This is a genomic window from Azospirillum sp. UENF 112521 (assembly GCF_058780665.1).
In genome coordinates this window covers 87,155-103,174 of record NZ_JBSNCI010000001.1, presented here as the reverse complement: position 1 = coordinate 103,174, position 16,020 = coordinate 87,155, and the positions used below count along the sequence as shown (strand labels likewise).

17 protein-coding genes are annotated in these 16,020 nt (G+C 69.2%); 5 read left to right on the top strand and 12 right to left on the bottom strand.

The features are described from left to right. Positions 1–73: 73 nt before the first annotated feature. The 5 genes from folP to flhA form a co-directional block, all read right to left on the bottom strand. Positions 74–1,243, bottom strand: a complete 1,170-nt coding sequence (gene folP, locus ACWPN8_RS00470; protein WP_492239533.1) for a dihydropteroate synthase — start codon at positions 1,241–1,243, stop codon at positions 74–76. Positions 1,244–1,436: 193 nt separating this feature from the next. Beyond that, the gene (locus tag ACWPN8_RS00465) at positions 1,437–1,736 is read right to left on the bottom strand and encodes a hypothetical protein (RefSeq protein ID WP_492239532.1); all 300 of its coding nucleotides are present in this window, start codon (positions 1,734–1,736) and stop codon (positions 1,437–1,439) included. Positions 1,737–1,892: 156 nt separating this feature from the next. Continuing rightward, positions 1,893–2,975, bottom strand: coding sequence for a flagellar biosynthesis protein FlhB (gene flhB, locus ACWPN8_RS00460; protein ID WP_492239531.1), 1,083 nt, complete (start codon positions 2,973–2,975; stop codon positions 1,893–1,895). Between the two features lie 3 nt (positions 2,976–2,978). Next, positions 2,979–3,749: a flagellar biosynthetic protein FliR gene (locus ACWPN8_RS00455; protein ID WP_492239530.1), complete on the bottom strand. Its 771-nt coding sequence runs from the start codon at positions 3,747–3,749 to the stop codon at positions 2,979–2,981. A 7-nt stretch (positions 3,750–3,756) separates the two neighbouring features. Next, positions 3,757–5,850, bottom strand: a complete 2,094-nt coding sequence (gene flhA / locus ACWPN8_RS00450; protein WP_109449054.1) for a flagellar biosynthesis protein FlhA — start codon at positions 5,848–5,850, stop codon at positions 3,757–3,759. A gap of 184 nt (positions 5,851–6,034) precedes the next feature. Here flhA and ACWPN8_RS00445 point away from each other — a divergent pair, with 184 nt between their 5' ends. Both ACWPN8_RS00445 and ACWPN8_RS00440 read left to right on the top strand, forming a co-directional pair. Then, positions 6,035–6,496, top strand: coding sequence for a MarR family winged helix-turn-helix transcriptional regulator (locus tag ACWPN8_RS00445; RefSeq protein WP_492239529.1), 462 nt, complete (start codon positions 6,035–6,037; stop codon positions 6,494–6,496). 40 nt (positions 6,497–6,536) lie between these two features. After that, a complete protein-coding gene (locus tag ACWPN8_RS00440) occupies positions 6,537–6,938 on the top strand; it encodes a DUF1398 domain-containing protein (protein ID WP_492239528.1) in 402 nt (133 codons plus the stop codon). A gap of 7 nt (positions 6,939–6,945) precedes the next feature. Here ACWPN8_RS00440 and ACWPN8_RS00435 read toward each other — a convergent pair whose 3' ends face one another. The 5 genes from ACWPN8_RS00435 to ACWPN8_RS00415 form a co-directional block, all read right to left on the bottom strand. Next, a complete protein-coding gene (locus ACWPN8_RS00435; RefSeq protein ID WP_247873129.1) occupies positions 6,946–7,701 on the bottom strand; it encodes a lysozyme family protein in 756 nt (251 codons plus the stop codon). Positions 7,702–7,740: 39 nt separating this feature from the next. Further along, a complete protein-coding gene (gene fliQ, locus ACWPN8_RS00430; RefSeq protein WP_492239527.1) occupies positions 7,741–8,007 on the bottom strand; it encodes a flagellar biosynthesis protein FliQ in 267 nt (88 codons plus the stop codon). Between the two features lie 175 nt (positions 8,008–8,182). After that, on the bottom strand, positions 8,183–8,542 hold the full coding sequence (gene fliE, locus ACWPN8_RS00425; protein ID WP_492239526.1) for a flagellar hook-basal body complex protein FliE: 360 nt from the start codon (positions 8,540–8,542) through the stop codon (positions 8,183–8,185). 11 nt (positions 8,543–8,553) lie between these two features. Next, the gene (flgC, locus tag ACWPN8_RS00420) at positions 8,554–8,973 is read right to left on the bottom strand and encodes a flagellar basal body rod protein FlgC (protein WP_109049423.1); all 420 of its coding nucleotides are present in this window, start codon (positions 8,971–8,973) and stop codon (positions 8,554–8,556) included. 24 nt (positions 8,974–8,997) lie between these two features. Next, complete coding sequence (locus tag ACWPN8_RS00415) at positions 8,998–9,390, bottom strand: flagellar biosynthesis protein FlgG (protein WP_098735359.1); 393 nt, start codon at positions 9,388–9,390, stop codon at positions 8,998–9,000. Positions 9,391–9,516: 126 nt separating this feature from the next. On the opposite strand from ACWPN8_RS00415, the gene fliI reads away from it, so the two are divergent. The 3 genes from fliI to ACWPN8_RS00400 all read left to right on the top strand — a co-directional run bounded on the left by fliI (position 9,517) and on the right by ACWPN8_RS00400 (position 11,931). Next, positions 9,517–10,860: a flagellar protein export ATPase FliI gene (gene fliI / locus ACWPN8_RS00410; RefSeq protein WP_492239525.1), complete on the top strand. Its 1,344-nt coding sequence runs from the start codon at positions 9,517–9,519 to the stop codon at positions 10,858–10,860. After that, a complete protein-coding gene (locus tag ACWPN8_RS00405) occupies positions 10,857–11,447 on the top strand; it encodes a hypothetical protein (protein ID WP_492239524.1) in 591 nt (196 codons plus the stop codon). The genes fliI and ACWPN8_RS00405 overlap by 4 nt, the downstream gene beginning before the upstream one ends. Positions 11,448–11,526: 79 nt before the next feature. Next, positions 11,527–11,931, top strand: a complete 405-nt coding sequence (locus ACWPN8_RS00400) for a YbaN family protein (RefSeq protein ID WP_109451022.1) — start codon at positions 11,527–11,529, stop codon at positions 11,929–11,931. A gap of 23 nt (positions 11,932–11,954) precedes the next feature. Here ACWPN8_RS00400 and ACWPN8_RS00395 read toward each other — a convergent pair whose 3' ends face one another. Then, entirely contained in the window at positions 11,955–13,949 is a 1,995-nt protein-coding gene (locus ACWPN8_RS00395) for a BCCT family transporter (protein ID WP_492239523.1), read from the bottom strand. Between the two features lie 407 nt (positions 13,950–14,356). Next, positions 14,357–15,703: a GTPase HflX gene (hflX, locus tag ACWPN8_RS00390; protein WP_492239522.1), complete on the bottom strand. Its 1,347-nt coding sequence runs from the start codon at positions 15,701–15,703 to the stop codon at positions 14,357–14,359. Positions 15,704–16,020: the final 317 nt, after the last annotated feature.

Sequence of the window (16,020 nt, the reverse complement as noted above, 5' to 3'; positions counted from 1 at the left end):
CAAGGCCCCATCGGCGGCTGCGCGAAAGGGTTACAGGTGGAACGTCTTTTTCCCCGACCGGCGGGGGCGGTCCTCAGCGCCGATGCAGCCCTTCCCAGACGGCGCGGGCCTGCGCCGTTTCGGCCACGTCGTGGACGCGCAGAATCTGCGCGCCCTGGTTCAGCGTCTCCAGCCCGGCGGCGAGCGAGCCGGCCAGCCGCTCCTTCGGCGGCTCCTCGCGCGACAGCCGGCCGATGAAGCCCTTGCGCGACAGGCCAATCAGCACCGTGCAGCCCAGCGCATGATAGAGCGCGGTGTGGCGCAGGATCTCCAGATTGTGCTCCGTCTTCTTGCCGAAGCCGATGCCGGGATCGACGGCGATGCGCTCCGGGGCCACGCCGGCCGCCACACAGCGGGCGACCCGCTCCTCCAGCCAGTCGAACACGTCGAGTGCTGCGTCGCGGTAGGTCGGGTTGGCCTGCATGGTGCCGGGGTCGCCCTGCATGTGCATCACCACCACCGGCGTCGCGGTGCGGGCCACCACCGGCAGCGCGTCCGGGTCGGACAGGCCGGCGATGTCGTTGACGATGCGGGCGCCGGCCGCGGCGGCGGACTCCATCACGCGGGCGTGGCGGGTGTCGACCGAGACGGTCGCCCCCTTCTCGGCGAAATGGCGGATGACCGGCAGGACGCGCCGCTCCTCCTCCTCCGGCGGGACCGGGACGGCGCCGGGACGGGTGGACTCGCCGCCGATGTCGAGGATGTCGGCGCCGGCCGCCAGCATCGCCTCGCCATGGGCGATGGCGGCGCCGGGGTCGAGGAAGTCGCCGCCGTCGGAGAAGCTGTCCGGCGTGACATTGACGATGCCCATGATTTGCGGCCGGTCGGGCGACAGCCCGGCGAAGGGCGCGCGGGCGCGGGTCAGGGCGCCGAGCTGGCGGTCCAGCGCCTCGGCCACCGCACGCGAGCGTTCCCAGCCCCAGGCCATGATCTCCGACAGCGGCGCGAAGGCGCGGTCGATGCGGGAAGCCCCATGGTGCAGGCCATCGCGGACGATCAGTTCGGCGGTGGAGAAGGCGAAGCGCCCGCCGGCCAGCGGCACCGCCGCCCCCTTGGCCCAGGCGGCGATGGGCATCAGCCCGACCGGACGGAGATAGACCCGCACCCCCTCTTCCCCCGCCCAGGGACAGAAGCCGGCCAGCGAGCCGGCGGCGGATTTGGGCGCTGCCGCCTTGGCGGCGGGCTTGGCGGAGAGCGGCGGCATCGGGGATCCCCTTCACGTCACGGGCTGACGGATCCGTTCCTGGCATGCGGCCGGCGCAATGGCAAGGGGGGCCGCCCTGGACGGCGAAGCCGGCGGGGATTTTCGGACGATGTGCAAGACGCTGGAACGGAACGGGCCGCCCGATGGACGGCCCGGACAACCGGTAGGCGACAGGCAGACGGCGTGAACCGGATTACATGCAGGTGGCCTGCGCGGTCATCACGATCTCGATGCCCTTGCTGTGCTTCTGCGTGGCCGCGGCGGCTTCTTCGGCCTTGCCGGACGCCATGGCGGCGTTCATCGCCTTCATCGCCTCGATGGCGGTGCTGCGGTCGGCACCCGTCAGCTTGCCGGACGCGCACTTGCACGACGCGACGGTCGGCTCGGACTTGTCGGTGGCCGTGCACAGCGCCTCGAAATCATCGGCGAGGGCAATGGCGGGAACGGCCATCATGGCGACGGCGGCGACGGCAGCGATCTTCAGAATGCGCATCTACAACTCTCTCAATCGAATTTGTGACAATTGCGAGGTAGCGCCAGATATTCGCGCGTTAGCAAGCCGATAGCGTGGTGCCTTGGAAGGTTAGAGATTTGTTGTTTGAAACAATTGGCGGCTGTTTGCCGGCCTATGGTCCGGCTGGCGCGACGTTCACCCCCGCCGCGCCAGACCGCCCTTCAGCTTCAGCACATAGGTGATGACCTCCGCCACCGCCTGATAGTGCTGGAGCGGGATCGTCGCATCCACCTCGGCCGAGGCGTGGAGGGCGCGGGCCAGCGGCGGGTTCTCGACGATGGGGATGTTGTGCTCCTGGGCCAGGGCGCGGATGCGCAGCGCGATCAGGTCGGCGCCCTTGGCGAGGCAGATCGGCGCGGCGGTCCGGCCGCGCTCATACTCCAGCGCCACGGCGAAATGGGTGGGGTTGGTGATCACCACCGTGGCGCGCGGGACGTTCGCCATCATCCGCTTCTTCGAGCGCGACCGGCGGATGTCGCGCAGCCGGGCCTTGGCGTTGGGGTCGCCCTCGATCTGCTTGAACTCGTCCTTGATCTCCTGGTGGCTCATGCGCAGGCGGCGACGCCACTCCAGGCGGTTCCACAGCACGTCCACCGCCGCCATCAGGACGGTCGCCAGCAGGACCGCCAGCAGCAGCCGCAAGGTCACGTCCCGCAGCAGGGTGGGCAATCCGGCGACGTCCATGCCCACAGTATCCTCCGTCCATGCGATGTAGGGCGCCAGCGCGTGCCAGGCGGCGGCGCTGATGATGGCGAGCTTGACCAGGCTCTTGGCGAATTCGACCAGCGCCGGCCGGCCGGCGATCCGTTTCCAGCCGGAGGCCGGCGACAGGTGCGACCATTTCGGCCGGATGCGGTCGGACGCCACCACGAAGGGCCCCTGCCCCAGCGCCGACACCGCCACGCCGGCCAGCAGGATGCCCAGCACCGGCAGCAGGGCCACGGCAGTGCCGCCGATCAGCCAGTGCAGGCTGTGGATGACGTCGACGGCGCTGCCGTCGATGCGGATGTCGTCCGGGTTCTCGATCAGCGGCAGCAGCAGGGCCGACAGGCTCGACGCCACGCCCGGCACCGCCATCAGCACGATCATCCAGGCGGCGACCATCGCCGACAGCAGCCCGACATCGCGGGCGCGGGGGACGTCGCCCTTCTCCGCCGCCTCGCGCAGGCGTTTCTCCGTCGGTTCCTCGGTCTTCTGCTCGTCGTCCTGCTCCGCCATGCGCTACGAGCCCGACAACCAGCCGCCGAGTGCGGCGACGAAGGCGGTCAGCATCGCCCCAGCGGTCGCCATGAACAGGCCCATGCCGATCATCAGGACGCCGGGCGTCGCGACGAAATAGACCGGCATCGCCGGCATCACCCGGTTGACCAGCCCCAGCGCCAGATTGACCACCAGCCCATAGAGGATGAAGGGCGCCGCCAGCCCCACCCCCAGACGGAAGGTGGTCGCCAGCAGCTCGGCGAAGCGCTGGGCGACCATGCCGAGGTCGGGGAACAGCCCCGCCGGCCAGGAGCCGTAGGACCGCGCCAGCGCGCCGATCATCAGGTAATGCACGTCGGATGCGAACAGCAGCGCCAGCCCTCCGATCAGCAGCACGCCGGACAGCACCGACCCGCCCTCGAACCCCGCCGCCGCCATCGAGAAGGGGTTGCTCAGCCCCACCACCTGGGCCGCCACCGCGCCGGCGGTCTGGAGGGCGGCCATGAACAACCGGGTGCCAAGGCCGAGATAGGCGCCAACCAGCGTTTCGCCGGCCAGCGCGCGCAGCATCTCGACCGGCTGGTCCGGCATGCGGTCGGGCAAGCCCTCCACCCCCGGCAGCAGCACCAGCGTGACGATGACCGCCAGCGCCGCCCGCACCCGCATCGGCACCGCCGCCTCGCCGAAGCCCGGCAGCAGCCCGATGGCCGCCGCCACCCGCGCCAGCACCAGCAGGCCGCGGTAGATCTCCAGGGTCAGGAACTGGCTGAGGCCGTCCATGGGGGCGTCCATCGGCGGCTCAGACCTGATCGACGGTCTTGAGCGCCGCCTTGCGGTGCAGCTCGGCATGGCTCAGCACCGGGGTCATCGGGCTGACCCGCTCCAGCAGCGACCGCACGAAGGGCCGCGCCTCCGCCCCCACCAGCAGGGCGGGCCAGATTTGCGAGGTGGCGTGCTTCTGGATCTTCAGCCGCACCGCGGTCAGGAACTCCTGCACCTGGCTGGGCGGCATGACGAAGCGGCGGTCGTCGCCCTCCACAACGATGTTGTCGAGCAAAGCCTGCTCCCAGCGCGGGCTGAGCGCGATCACCGAGACGAAGCCGTCGGGTCCGGCCAGCCCCTGGTGGATCTGCTGGCCCAGCCGCATCCGCACATGTTCGGTAATCAGGGTGATGTGGCGGGTCCAGCCGACCGCCTCCGCCACCGCCTCGACGATGGCGGGCAGGTTGCGGATCGACACCCGCTCCGACAACAGCTGTTGCAGCACGCGCTGGAGCACGACCAGCGAGATCTGGCTCGGCACCATGTCGTTGATCAGCTTCTGGTACTCGCGGCCCAGCCCGTCGATCAGCTTTTGCAAGGCGGCGAAGGTCAGCAGGGTGGAGAGGTTGTCCTTGATGACCTCGGTCAGGTGGGTGGTGATGACACTTTCCGGATCGACGACGGTGTAGCCCTTCGCCACCGCCTCCTCGTGGCGGGCCGGGTCGATCCATTTGGCCTGGAGGCCGAAGGTCGGCTCGCGCGTCGCGTCGCCGGCGATGTCGGGCACCGCGCCGCCGGTGGGATCGATGGCGAGCAGGTGCTTCGGCCGCACCTCGCCCTTCGCCGCCTCCACCCCCATGATGCTGATGACGTAGCTCTTCGGCGCCAGGAAGCTGGAATCCTTGATGCGGACCGACGGCAGGACGAAGCCGAACTCGGTGGCGAAGCGCTTGCGCAGGGTCTTGACCTTGGTGGTCAGCGGGCCGTTCTTGTTGAGGATCAGCGGGACGAGGTGGTTGCCGACCTCCACCTTCACCTCGTCGACCTTCAGCATGTCCTCCACCGCCTCCTCCGGGACGGCGGGGGGCGCCTTGCGGCTTTCCTCCAGCTTGGCGAGTGCGGCTGCGCGGGCCTTGCGGCGCGGCGCGTACCAACCGAGCAGGGCGAAGGCGGCGCCGATGGCGAGGAAGGGCGCCATCGGCAGGCCGGGCGTGATCGCCAGCGACACCAGCAGGCCCGACGCCACCAAGAGCGCCTTCGGATAGGCGCCGAGCTGGTCGATCACCGCCTTCTCGGCGGAGCCGACATTGCCGCCCTTGGTGACCAGCAGGCCGGCGGCCAGCGACACCACCAGCGCCGGGATCTGCGTCGCCAGCCCGTCGCCCACCGTCAGGGTGGTGTAGATGGAGGCGGCATGGTCGAAGCTCATCCCCTTCTGGGCGATGCCGATGGCCATGCCGCCGAGAACATTGATGACGGTGATGACCAGCCCGGCCACCGCGTCGCCGCGCACGAATTTCGAGGCGCCGTCCATGGCGCCGTAGAAGGTGCTCTCGTCCTCCAGCTCCTTGCGGCGGCGGCGCGCCTCGGCCTCGTCGATCATGCCGGCGGAGAGATCGGCGTCGATCGCCATCTGCTTGCCGGGAATGGCGTCGAGCGTGAAGCGGGCGCCGACTTCGGCGATGCGGGTGGCGCCCTTGGTGATGACGACGAAATTGATCACCACCAGGATGCAGAAGATCACCACGCCGATGACGAAATTGCCGCCCATCACGAACTGGCTGAAGCCCTGGATGACGTGGCCGGCGGCGGCGTGGCCGTTGTGCCCCTCGCTGAGGATCAGCCGGGTGGACGCGATGTTCAGCGCCAGCCGCAGCATGGTCACCACCAGCAGAACGGTGGGGAAGGACGAGAAGTCCAGCGGCCGCGGGATCCACAAGGACACCATCAGCACCAGCACCGCGACCGAGAAGGACAGCGCCAGCCCGAGATCGAGGAACCAGGACGGCACCGGCAGGAACAGCACCGCCAGCACCAGCAGGATGCCGACCGCGAACAGCACGTCGCGGTTCGCAAGGCCGATGTCGCCGATCAGGCCGAACCGGCTGCGGACGTGATCCGTGAGGGTCATGGGGGTCCTGATGGGTTTGTGAAGGGGCGGGTTTGTTTGAAAGGAGGCGTTCCGGCAACGATAGGGGGGTGCGGTAAAACCGGGATTTAAGGGCGGGGCCCGATGCGGGGTCGGAACGGGAAAGTGGTTGACTAGGAAACAAACTGCGCGGTAGTTTCCTAGTCAACAAACGGAGCGGCCTTCCATGAACGCCAGCGGCGGGGTTTCCCGGCTGACCGACCATCTCGGCTACTGGATGCGCATGGTGTCCAACCATGTGTCCTTCGCCTTCGCCCGCCGGCTGGAGGGCAAGGACGTGACGGTGGCCGAGTGGGTCATGATGAGGGAGTTGCAGGACGCCGGTCCTCTGGCCCCCAACCGGCTCGCCGGACGGATGGGCATGACCCGCGGCGCCATCAGCAAGCTGGCCGACCGGCTGGTCGCCAAGGCCCTGGTCACCCGCGACGACGACCCGGCCGACGGCCGCGCCCATGTGCTGGCGCTGTCGGACGCGGGACGCCTGCTGGTGCCGGATCTGGCCCGCTTGGCGGACGAGAACGACGAGGCGGCCTTCGCCTGCCTGACGGCGGAGGAACGCGCGCAGCTCGACCGGATTTTGAGGAAGATCGCCGCGGCGCATGGGCTGAAAAGCAGCCCAACCGGCTGATCCCCTCTCCCCCACCGACCCTGATGAAGGAGAAGCGCCGATGAACGCGCAGCAGAAGACGATTGCCCAGACCTGCCTCGCCGCGTCGCATGACGGCACGATGAACTTCCCGTCCATCGTCGCCGTGCTGATCGACGCCGGGTTCGAGGGCTATGCCGTCGATTACCGCCGCGGGATCAGCACCTATTACCTGCCGGACGGCGACAGCGTGGAGTTGCCGGTCATCGCGACGCCGACACCGGTCGCCGCGACCTTCCGGGCGGACGCGGTCGAGGCGGCGGTGCGGGCGGCGCAGACCAACGCGGCGGGCTACAGCTATCGCGGCTTCTGCGAGGCGGTGAAGGCGGCCGGATGCGCCGGCTACATGGTGTCCTTCTCCGGCCGGCGGGTGGTCTATTACGGCCGGACCGCGGAATGCCATGTCGAGCATTTCCCGCAGTGACCCGGTTTCAGTTCTGCCCGGCCGGCAGCAGCGGGCGGGCCGGGCCATCGGCGAACAGGCCGGACAGGAAGCTCAAGCGCCCGCGCTCCGCGGCGGTCCAGACCTGGGCGGAGCCGCCGGGGCCGGCGGCCAGCGTCTCCAGATAGCCGAGCGCCCCGGCGACCCAGCGCAGATTGCCGGTCACCCGCTGGCGATAGGCCTCGCCGCGCTCGGACTGGGCGGAGTGGTAGCGGGCGATGGCGGTTTCCAGCGAGCCGTGGTCGCGCCGCAGCGCCGACAGGAAGGACGCGGCATAGCGGGCATTGGCGACCGGATCGAAGGCGGTGACGAGGTCGGGAAAGGCGTCGGGGTGCCAGCGCAGATTCACTTGCAGGCAGCCGACGTCGATGGACTGGACGCCGCGCGCCTGGGTCTCGCGCACGAAGGATATCGCCGCGTCGCGCGTCGGGAAGTAATGGGAGCGCCCCTCGGTGTTGACCGTCCAGGGCCAGGCGGTGAAGAGCCGGTCCTCCGTCCGCCGGCCGGACTCGGTGAAGCCCATCGCCAGCAGCAGATGGTCGGCGATGCCCGCCGCCTTCTCCGCATCGAGGATAGCGGCGATGCATTGCGCTTCCGGCGGCAGGGCCTTGGCCGGCGCTTGGGGGGCGGGCTGTTTGGGCGGCGCGTAGAGGGCGGTGCTCCACACCCCGATCTGCGAGAGGTTGGCCGGCGGCGCCGCCGCACCGCCGGCCGGGCTCACGAGCAGCCCGAGAAGGGGGAGCACGGCCGCTCGCAACAGGGGGGACCGCATCCGCCGGCGCCGTCAGTCGATGGCGACGATCAGGTCGCTCAGCCGGTCGGCGTAGGTGGCGAGCGCGCCGTACATGAAGGGCAGCGCCAGCACCGTCACCACCAGGATCGCGACGATCTTCGGCACGAAGGTCAGCGTCATCTCCTGCACCTGGGTCAACGCCTGCACCAGTGAGATCGACACGCCGACCACCACCGCGACGAGCAGCGGCGGGGCGGCGATCAGCAGGGTCGTCCAGATGCCGCTGCGCAGCACCTCCAGCACGTCGGCCTGGTTCATAGGGGGATCCTTGGTTTTCCTATGGAGCGGAAAATCCCCCTCTCCCCCCGGGGAGAGGGCCGGGGTGAGGGGGATGCAAGGCGAGGATTCTCGGGAAGCCACGCGGTGCGTCCCCCTCACCCTAACCCTCTCCCCGGGGGAGAGGGGATTCTTCCCGGTGGGCTGACGCACCCGCTCACACCGCGATGCGCATGATCTCCTGATAGGCCTGGACCATCTTGTCGCGGATGGCGACGACGCTCTGCACCGTCATCTCGGCGGCCAGCACCGAGCGCACCACGTCCTGCGCGCTGGCCTTGCCCGACACGGCGGCGAGCGACACGCGCTCGCTCTCCTTCAGCGTGTCGACCGCCTGGGAGATCGACTTGTCGAGGAAGCCGCCGAAATCGCTCTCGGCGCCGGCGGCGACCGCGTCGGTCTGGCTGGCCGCCGACAGCGGCGAGGCCGCCGTCTGCGCCTCGGCGACGCCGCTGGCGATGGGGCTGCGGTTGGCGGCGTAGGCGGCGGCGACGCGGCCGACGGACATCTCGATCATGGAACGGCTCCTCAGCTGCGCAGCAGGTCGACGACGCGGGTCATCATCGCGCGCGATTGTTCGATGACGTTCATGCTGGCCTCGAAGGCGCGGCCGGCCTCGCGCATGTCCATCATCTCGACCAGCGGCTGGACGTTGGGCTTCTTGACGTAGCCCTTGTCGTCGGCCGCCGGGTGCGAGGGGTCGTAAGCGAGCTGGAAGTCGCTGCGGTCGCGGCCGATCTGCTTGACCTGCACCAGCTCCGCCCCGACGCCGCGGTCCATCACGCTGTCGAAGGACACCGTCTTGCGGCGGTAGGGATCGCCGCCCCTGGCGGTGGCGGTGCTGTCGGCGTTGGCGAGATTCTCCGCCACCACGCGCAGGCGGGTCGATTGCGCCTGGAGGCCGGCACCGGCAATCTTCAGCGTGGCTCCGAGGACATCGTTCATCATCGGGTCGTCTCCGTCCTAAGCTCTTCAACCGTTCTTCCAGGCCATGCGCAGCATCTGCACATTGCGCTGGAACAGGCTGGTGGTCAGCGCGAAGGCGTCGCGGGTCTCGCTGCCCTTGATCATCTCCTGCTCCAGCGACACCGCGTTGCCGCTGGGCGTCGATTCCCACAGGGCGGCCCTGCCCTCCTCGCGGAAGCCGGCGGTGGAGCGGGTGCTCGCCAGATGCAGGCCGGAGGTGCGGGCGGTCTCCACCGGGCGGATGCCGTCCATCACGCTGTCGAAGGGTTTCAGGTCGCGCGCCTGGTAGTCGGGCGTGTTGGCGTTCACCACATTCTCGGCGACCAGCTTCTGTCGCTGCGCCAGATAGTCCAGCCGCGTGCCGGCAAGCTGAAAGAAACCAATTTTACCCAAATCCATTGCGACCTCGGTCCATCACAACTTGCCGGAACACTGTGCCGGACGATGACCGCGCCCGTTTAAAACCGGATTTAAATTCGCTGCTCTAGGCTCATGCCATCGATGGACATGGTGGAGACAGAACCGATGCGGGCACTCGCCACCCTGGCGGCGGAATTCGACCGGCTGCCGACCCGCCGGTGGCGCGGGGAAATCCGCTCGGCCGCCGGCATGACGCTGGAGGTAGACGGGTTGCAGCGCGTGCTGTCGGTCGGCGACAAATGCCATGCGGAGACCGTCCGCGGCGGCCGGGTGCTGTGCGAGACCATCGGCTTCCGCAACGGCCGCTCACTGCTGATGGCCTTCGACAGCCTCGACGGCGTGGCGGAGGGCTGCGCCGCCGTCACCGACGACACCGCCTTCACGCTCCGGCCCGGCCCCGGCTGGCTCGGCCGGGTGGTGAACGCGCTGGGCGAGCCGATCGACGGCAAGGGTCCGCTGGCGAACGGCGAGCATCCGCGCAGCTTGCGCCAGCCGCCGCCGGCCGCCTGCGCCCGCCGCCGGGTGGGCAGGCGGCTGGACAGCGGCATCCGGGTGATCGACAGCTTCGTGCCGCTCTGCCGCGGCCAGCGGCTGGGCGTCTTCGCCGGGTCGGGCGTCGGCAAATCGACGCTGTTGGCGATGGTCGCCCGTCATGCCGAGGCCGACGCCATCGTCATCGGCCTGATCGGCGAGCGCGGGCGCGAGGTGCGCGAATTCATCCAGGACGATCTGGGGCCGGAGGGGCTGGCCCGCTCGGTCGTCATCGTCGCCACCTCGGACGAGCCGCCGCTGATGCGCCGGCAGGCGGCGCTGCTGACCATGACGGTGGCGGAGGAGATGAGGGACCAGGGCAAACATGTGCTGTGCCTGATGGACAGCGTCACCCGCTTCGCCATGGCCCAGCGCGAGATCGGGCTGGCCGCCGGCGAGCCGCCGACCGCCAAGAGCTATCCGCCCAGCGTCTTCGCCGAACTGCCCCGCCTGCTGGAACGGGCCGGGCCCGGGCCCGAAAGCGGTGGAGAGGGCGACATCACCGCCATCTTCACCGTTCTGGTCGATGGCGACGACCATGACGAACCGATTGCCGACGCGGTGCGCGGCATCCTCGACGGCCATCTGGTGCTCGACCGCAAGATCGCCGAGCAGGGACGCTATCCCGCCGTCAATCTGTTGCGCAGCGTGTCGCGCAGCCTGCCCGGCTGCCACGACGCGCGGGAGAACCGCATCGTCGGCCGCGCCCGCGCGCTGGCCGCCGGCTATGACGGCATGAAGGAGATGATCCGGCTCGGCGCCTACAAGCGCGGCACCGATCCGGAAACCGACGCCGCCATCGATCTGCACCCCCGGCTGGAGGATTTCCTGCGCCAGGGCAAGGACGACCCCTCCCCCTCCGCCGACAGCTTCGCCCGGCTGGAGTCGCTGCTCGCCGCCATCGGAGACCACGCATGAGCGTCAATACAAGACTGGCCGCCCAGGCCGTGACACCGCCGACCGCCCAGCGCAAGGCCTCCGCCGAGCCGGAGGAGACGCTGGCCGACAGGATGAGCGTCGGCTTCGACGATCTGCTCGACGTGGTCAACCCGCTCCAGCAATTGCCGGTGGTGTCGTCGGTCTACCGCGAGGCGACGGGCGAGAGCATCTCGATCCCCGCCCGGCTGGCCGGCGGCTTCCTGTTCGGCGGCCTGCCCGGCCTGATCGGCAGCGCCGCCATGGTCGCCTTCGAGGAGGTCACCGGCGACAGCGTGCTGGGCCATATCGGCAGCCTGCTGGAGGAGGGGACGGAGACCGCCGTGGCGGAACAGCCGCCGGTAGGGCAGTTGCCCTGGATGGGCGGCGGCAGCGGCGGCGACCCCACCCTGCCCTCCCCCCAATCGCTGGCGGAGGCCTTGCGCCGCAAATCCGCACCGACGACGGAAGCGGCGGCGGTCGCCGCGCCGTCGGCCGAACAGCCGGCGCCGCAGCTGCTGGCGAAGCTCTACAGCCTGGAGGCGACGGCCAAGGCCGGCACGCCGGGGATGGTGCGCACGGCGTCGTGACCAGCCCCAGCTTGCGCGGTGCCGCCGGGCGCGGTTCAATGAACCGGAGCCGGGAGACACGAAAGCGGGCGGTCGGACGATGGATGCGGATAGCGGCCTGGAACAGGGCATGGGCAAGGGACGGCGGCGGCTGTGGCTGCTGGTCGGCCATGGCGCGGTCGGGTTGGCCACCGCCGGGGCCTTCCTGCCGATCCTGCCCACCGTCCCCTTCCTGCTGGTCGCCGGCTGGGCCTATGCCCGCGGCAATCCCGAACTGCGCGAGCGGATGCGCAACGACCCGCGGTTCGGCCGCGCCATCCGCGAGTGGCAGGACCGCGGCGCCATTCCGGTGAAGGCGAAACTCATGGCGGTCGGGGGCATGTCGTCCAGCTTCGCCGTCCTGGCCCTGTCCTCCCCCGGCTACCCGGTGCTCGCCGGCACCGGGTTGGTCATGATGGGAGCCGCCGCCTACGTGGTGTCCCGCCCACCGCCATCAGGCGGATAGGTCGGGCGGATCGCCACCGCTGCTCACCACCCCAGCCATTTGCCGTATTCCTGGACGACGTCCCGCGTGATCGCCTCGCGGCTGGTGCGGTCGGCGGGCAGCTGCTTGTGCAGGCCGCCGCGCAGGATCACCTCGACCCGGCGCTGCCAGGGGTCGGCATCGTCCTCCCACGCCGGGAAGGCGAAGGTCAGCGGGTGATAGGCGCGGGCGCGGATGGTGTAGGAGAACTCCTCCTGCCCGTTGCGCAGCACGGTCAGGCCGGCGCTGAAGGCCGAGGTCTCGATCTCCACCCGCCGGCCGAGCCGCTCCAGCTCGACCGCCACGTCGCGCAGGGCCGGCTGGGCGGTTTCGGCGATGAAGCGGGCCACCTCCCGCCGGGCAGCGCCTCCGCCGGGGGGAATGGCGACCTGCACCGCCGTGCGGCGGCCCACCATCGCGCCGAGCCGCTGCCGCCAGTCGTCCCCGGCTTCCAGCAGCGCCGGCGCGGACTCCGCCCCGCCAGGGGCCAGGGACTCGCGGACGGCGCGGCGGTCCTGGGCGATGCTGCGCTCCTCGCGCAGGCTGACCACCAGGCTAACGCACATCAGCACCATGACGATGGTGAAGGGCAACGCGGTTGTCACCGCCGCCGTCTGCAGGGCTTGCAACCCGCCGACCAGAAGCAGGACGGCAGCGACGGCGCCCGACAGCACCGCCCAGAAGATGCGGGTCGCGATGGGCGGATCCTGGTCGCCGCCCGAACCGATGATGTCGATGACCAGCGCGCCGGAATCGGCCGAGGTGACGAAGAAGCAAACGACCATCAGCGTGCCGAGGGCGGAGGTGATCATGCTCAGCGGCAGCCGGTCCAGCATCACGAACAGCGCCGTCGGCACGCTGTCGGCCACCGCCTTGGCCATGCCGCCGCCGTCGAACATCTCCATATGGATGGCGGTCTCGCCGAACACGGTGAACCAGACGAAGGTCAGGGCGACCGGGGCGAACAGCACGCCGCCGATGAATTCGCGGATGGTGCGGCCGCGCGACACGCGGGCGATGAACATGCCGACGAAGGGCGCCCAGGAAATCCACCAGCCCCAGTAGAACATGGTCCAGCTCGCCTGCCATTCCGCGCCGGAATAGGGCAGCGTGCGGAAGCTGGTGTAGGGAAGCGTCCACAGATAGCGGCCGATGTTCTCCACCAGGGTGGACAGCAGGAACACCGTCGGGCCGAGCAGGAAGACGAAGGCCAGCAGCAGAAGCCCGCCAAGCATGTTCAGTTCGCTCAGGCGGCGGATGCCCTTGCCGACGCCGCTGACGGCGGAAGCCGTGGCGATTGCGGTGATGACCACGAGCAGCACCATCTGCTGCGTGGTTCCGACATTGAGCAGGCCGAGATAGGCGAAGCCCGCGTTGATCTGGGTGACGCCGAGGCCGAGAGAGGTGGCGATGCCGAACAGCGTGCCGACGATTGCGGTGATGTCGACGATGTGGCCCGGCCAGCCGCGGATGCGGTCGCCGAGCAGCGGGTAGAGCGCCGAGCGGATGGTCAGCGGCAGATCGTGGCGATAGGCGAAATAGCCAAGCGCCAGTCCGACGACGATGTAGATGCCCCAGGCATGCAGGCCCCAATGCAGGAAAGCCAGATTCATCGCCTCGCGCGCGGCGTCGGGGGTTCCGCCCTCGCCGATGCGCGGATTGGAGAAATGGAGCATCGGCTCGGCCACGCCATAGAACAGCAGACCGATGCCCATGCCGGCGCTGAACAGCATGGCGAACCATGTCGGATAGCTGAACTCCGGCTCGTCGTCGTCCTTGCCCAGCTTGACCGAGCTGTAAGGGCTGATGAAAAGCCAGAGGGCGAACAGCAGGAATCCCGCCACGCTCAGAACATAGAACCAGCCGAAATTGCCGACGATGGCCGCCTGGACCGCCGACACCCGGGCGCCGAAGGAGTCGGTGAACAGCGACGCGACCGCGACGAAGAACAGAATCAATCCTCCGGCAGTGAAGGAGACTGTTTTGTTGATTCCTTGCATGATGGCACTCCGAAACAAGCCCGCCCAAGCGCAAGCGTGACGAGACGCTCACGGCACAACGAAGCGGCTGAGTGAATGTTGCGGGCCCGGTAAGAAAAGCCGGCAATCGGCAACCGGGCGCATATTGCTCGCACAACGCGAATCGCGCGTCCGCACAAAATCGAGCGCCGGATCATACATATTTGCGGAGCGCGGTCAAACATCTTAGTCTCCGCACTATGGACAGTCGGCGGAACTGATTTTTAAATCGGTGCGGAAATCCTTTAAAGCACCGTACATTTATGAAGATGGTCATAGCCTATATTGACGAACCGGCCCGTCAATTCAGACAGGTCTTCGAGCGCGTCATAAGAAAAGGGGCCACCGTTTCCGGCAGCCCCCTGTTTTTCAAAATCCGGCAATCGCGGTCAGGCTGTGGCACGCTCCTGCCCCGCATGGCCCAGACGGGCCAGCGTCGCCGGCTCGATGGCCACCTGCAGATGGGCGTGGCTGTCGTCGTCGCGACGGTCGACCACCTCGCCATGGGCGTAGAGCCAGGCGAGCGTCGCCCCGTCGCCATGCTCGACATCCAGTTCCACCAGCTCGCGGCCGGCGGTCATCCGCCCGTCGAGGATGCGGAACAGCGTGTCCAGACGCTCGCCGGTCGCGGCGGACAGCGCACAGGCGTTGCCCTCCCGCCCGGCCCGGGCGAGCGCCGCGTCACGCTCCGCCCCGGCCAGCAGGTCGATCTTGTTGGAGACCTCGACCACGCGCGGGTCGCGTTCCGGATCGATGCCGAGGTCGGCCAGGATCGCCTCCACGTCGGCCTTCTGGGCTTCGGTGTCGGGATGGGCGATGTCACGGACATGCAGGATGATGTCGGCCGACTGCACCTCCTCCAGCGTGGCGCGGAAGGCCGCGACCAGATGGGTCGGCAGGTCGGAGATGAAACCCACCGTGTCGGACAGGATCACCTTGCGCCCCGACGGCAGGACCACCTGCCGCATGGTCGGATCCAGCGTCGCGAACAGCAGATCCTTGGCGAACACGTCGGCGCCGGCCATCCGGTTGAACAGGGTGGACTTGCCGGCGTTGGTGTAGCCGACCAGCGCCACCACCGGATAGGGCACCTTGGCGCGCGCCTTGCGGTGCAGGCCGCGGGTGCGGCGGACGTCGTCCAGCTCCCGCTTGATCCTGACGATGCGGTTGCCGATCAGACGGCGGTCGAGTTCGAGCTGCGATTCACCGGGACCGCCGAGGAAGCCGAAGCCGCCGCGCTGGCGTTCAAGGTGGGTCCAGGACCGCACCAGCCGCGACTTCTGGTAGGTCAGCGACGCCAGCTCGACCTGAAGCTGGCCTTCATGGGTGCGGGCGCGGGCGCCGAAGATTTCCAGGATCAGACCGGTGCGGTCGATGACCTTGGCGCCGAAGGCCCGTTCCAGATTGCGCTGCTGCACCGGGGTCAGCAGATGGTCGACGATGACGAGGTCGATGGGCTCGCCCGCCTCGCGCGCCTCTTCGATCAGCTTGGCCTGCTGCTCGATGGCGCCGCCGCCCAGCAGGGTGGCCGGGCGCGGCTGGTTGACCTTGACGATTGCGGCCTGCACGACGTCGAGGTCGATGGCCGCGGCAAGACCGACCGCCTCCTCCAGCGAGGCTTCGGGGCTGCGGGCGGTCTCGACGCCGCGCAGGACCGGGTGGAGGACGAGAGCGCGGCCCAGATTCGAGCGGTGGGTTTCGATGGTTTTGGAGTCGGTGTTCTGATGCGTACCCATGGGGTTCCTTGTCGCCGCCCCGGCGCCGGATGCGCGGGGGCATGCGCGCATCCCTGGCGGATGCCGCGCTCGGAAATCGGGAAAAGGGGGTCCTCTCCGATCCCACCGGCGGCGCCGCGGCACGGGGGAGGGTCGCGGCAGCCTGCGCGTCACGGGATCGGAGAGGATAACGTCGGCACGCCCGCAGCGGGGGGCCGAACCGGGGAACTTAGATCAAGGGAAGATCACCGAAGTTGTAGCACCGGCCGGGCAATGGCCCCGTCACGCGGGATCGTACTGGGAAAGGCACTGGGGCGACGGCGTCACCGCCGACATTC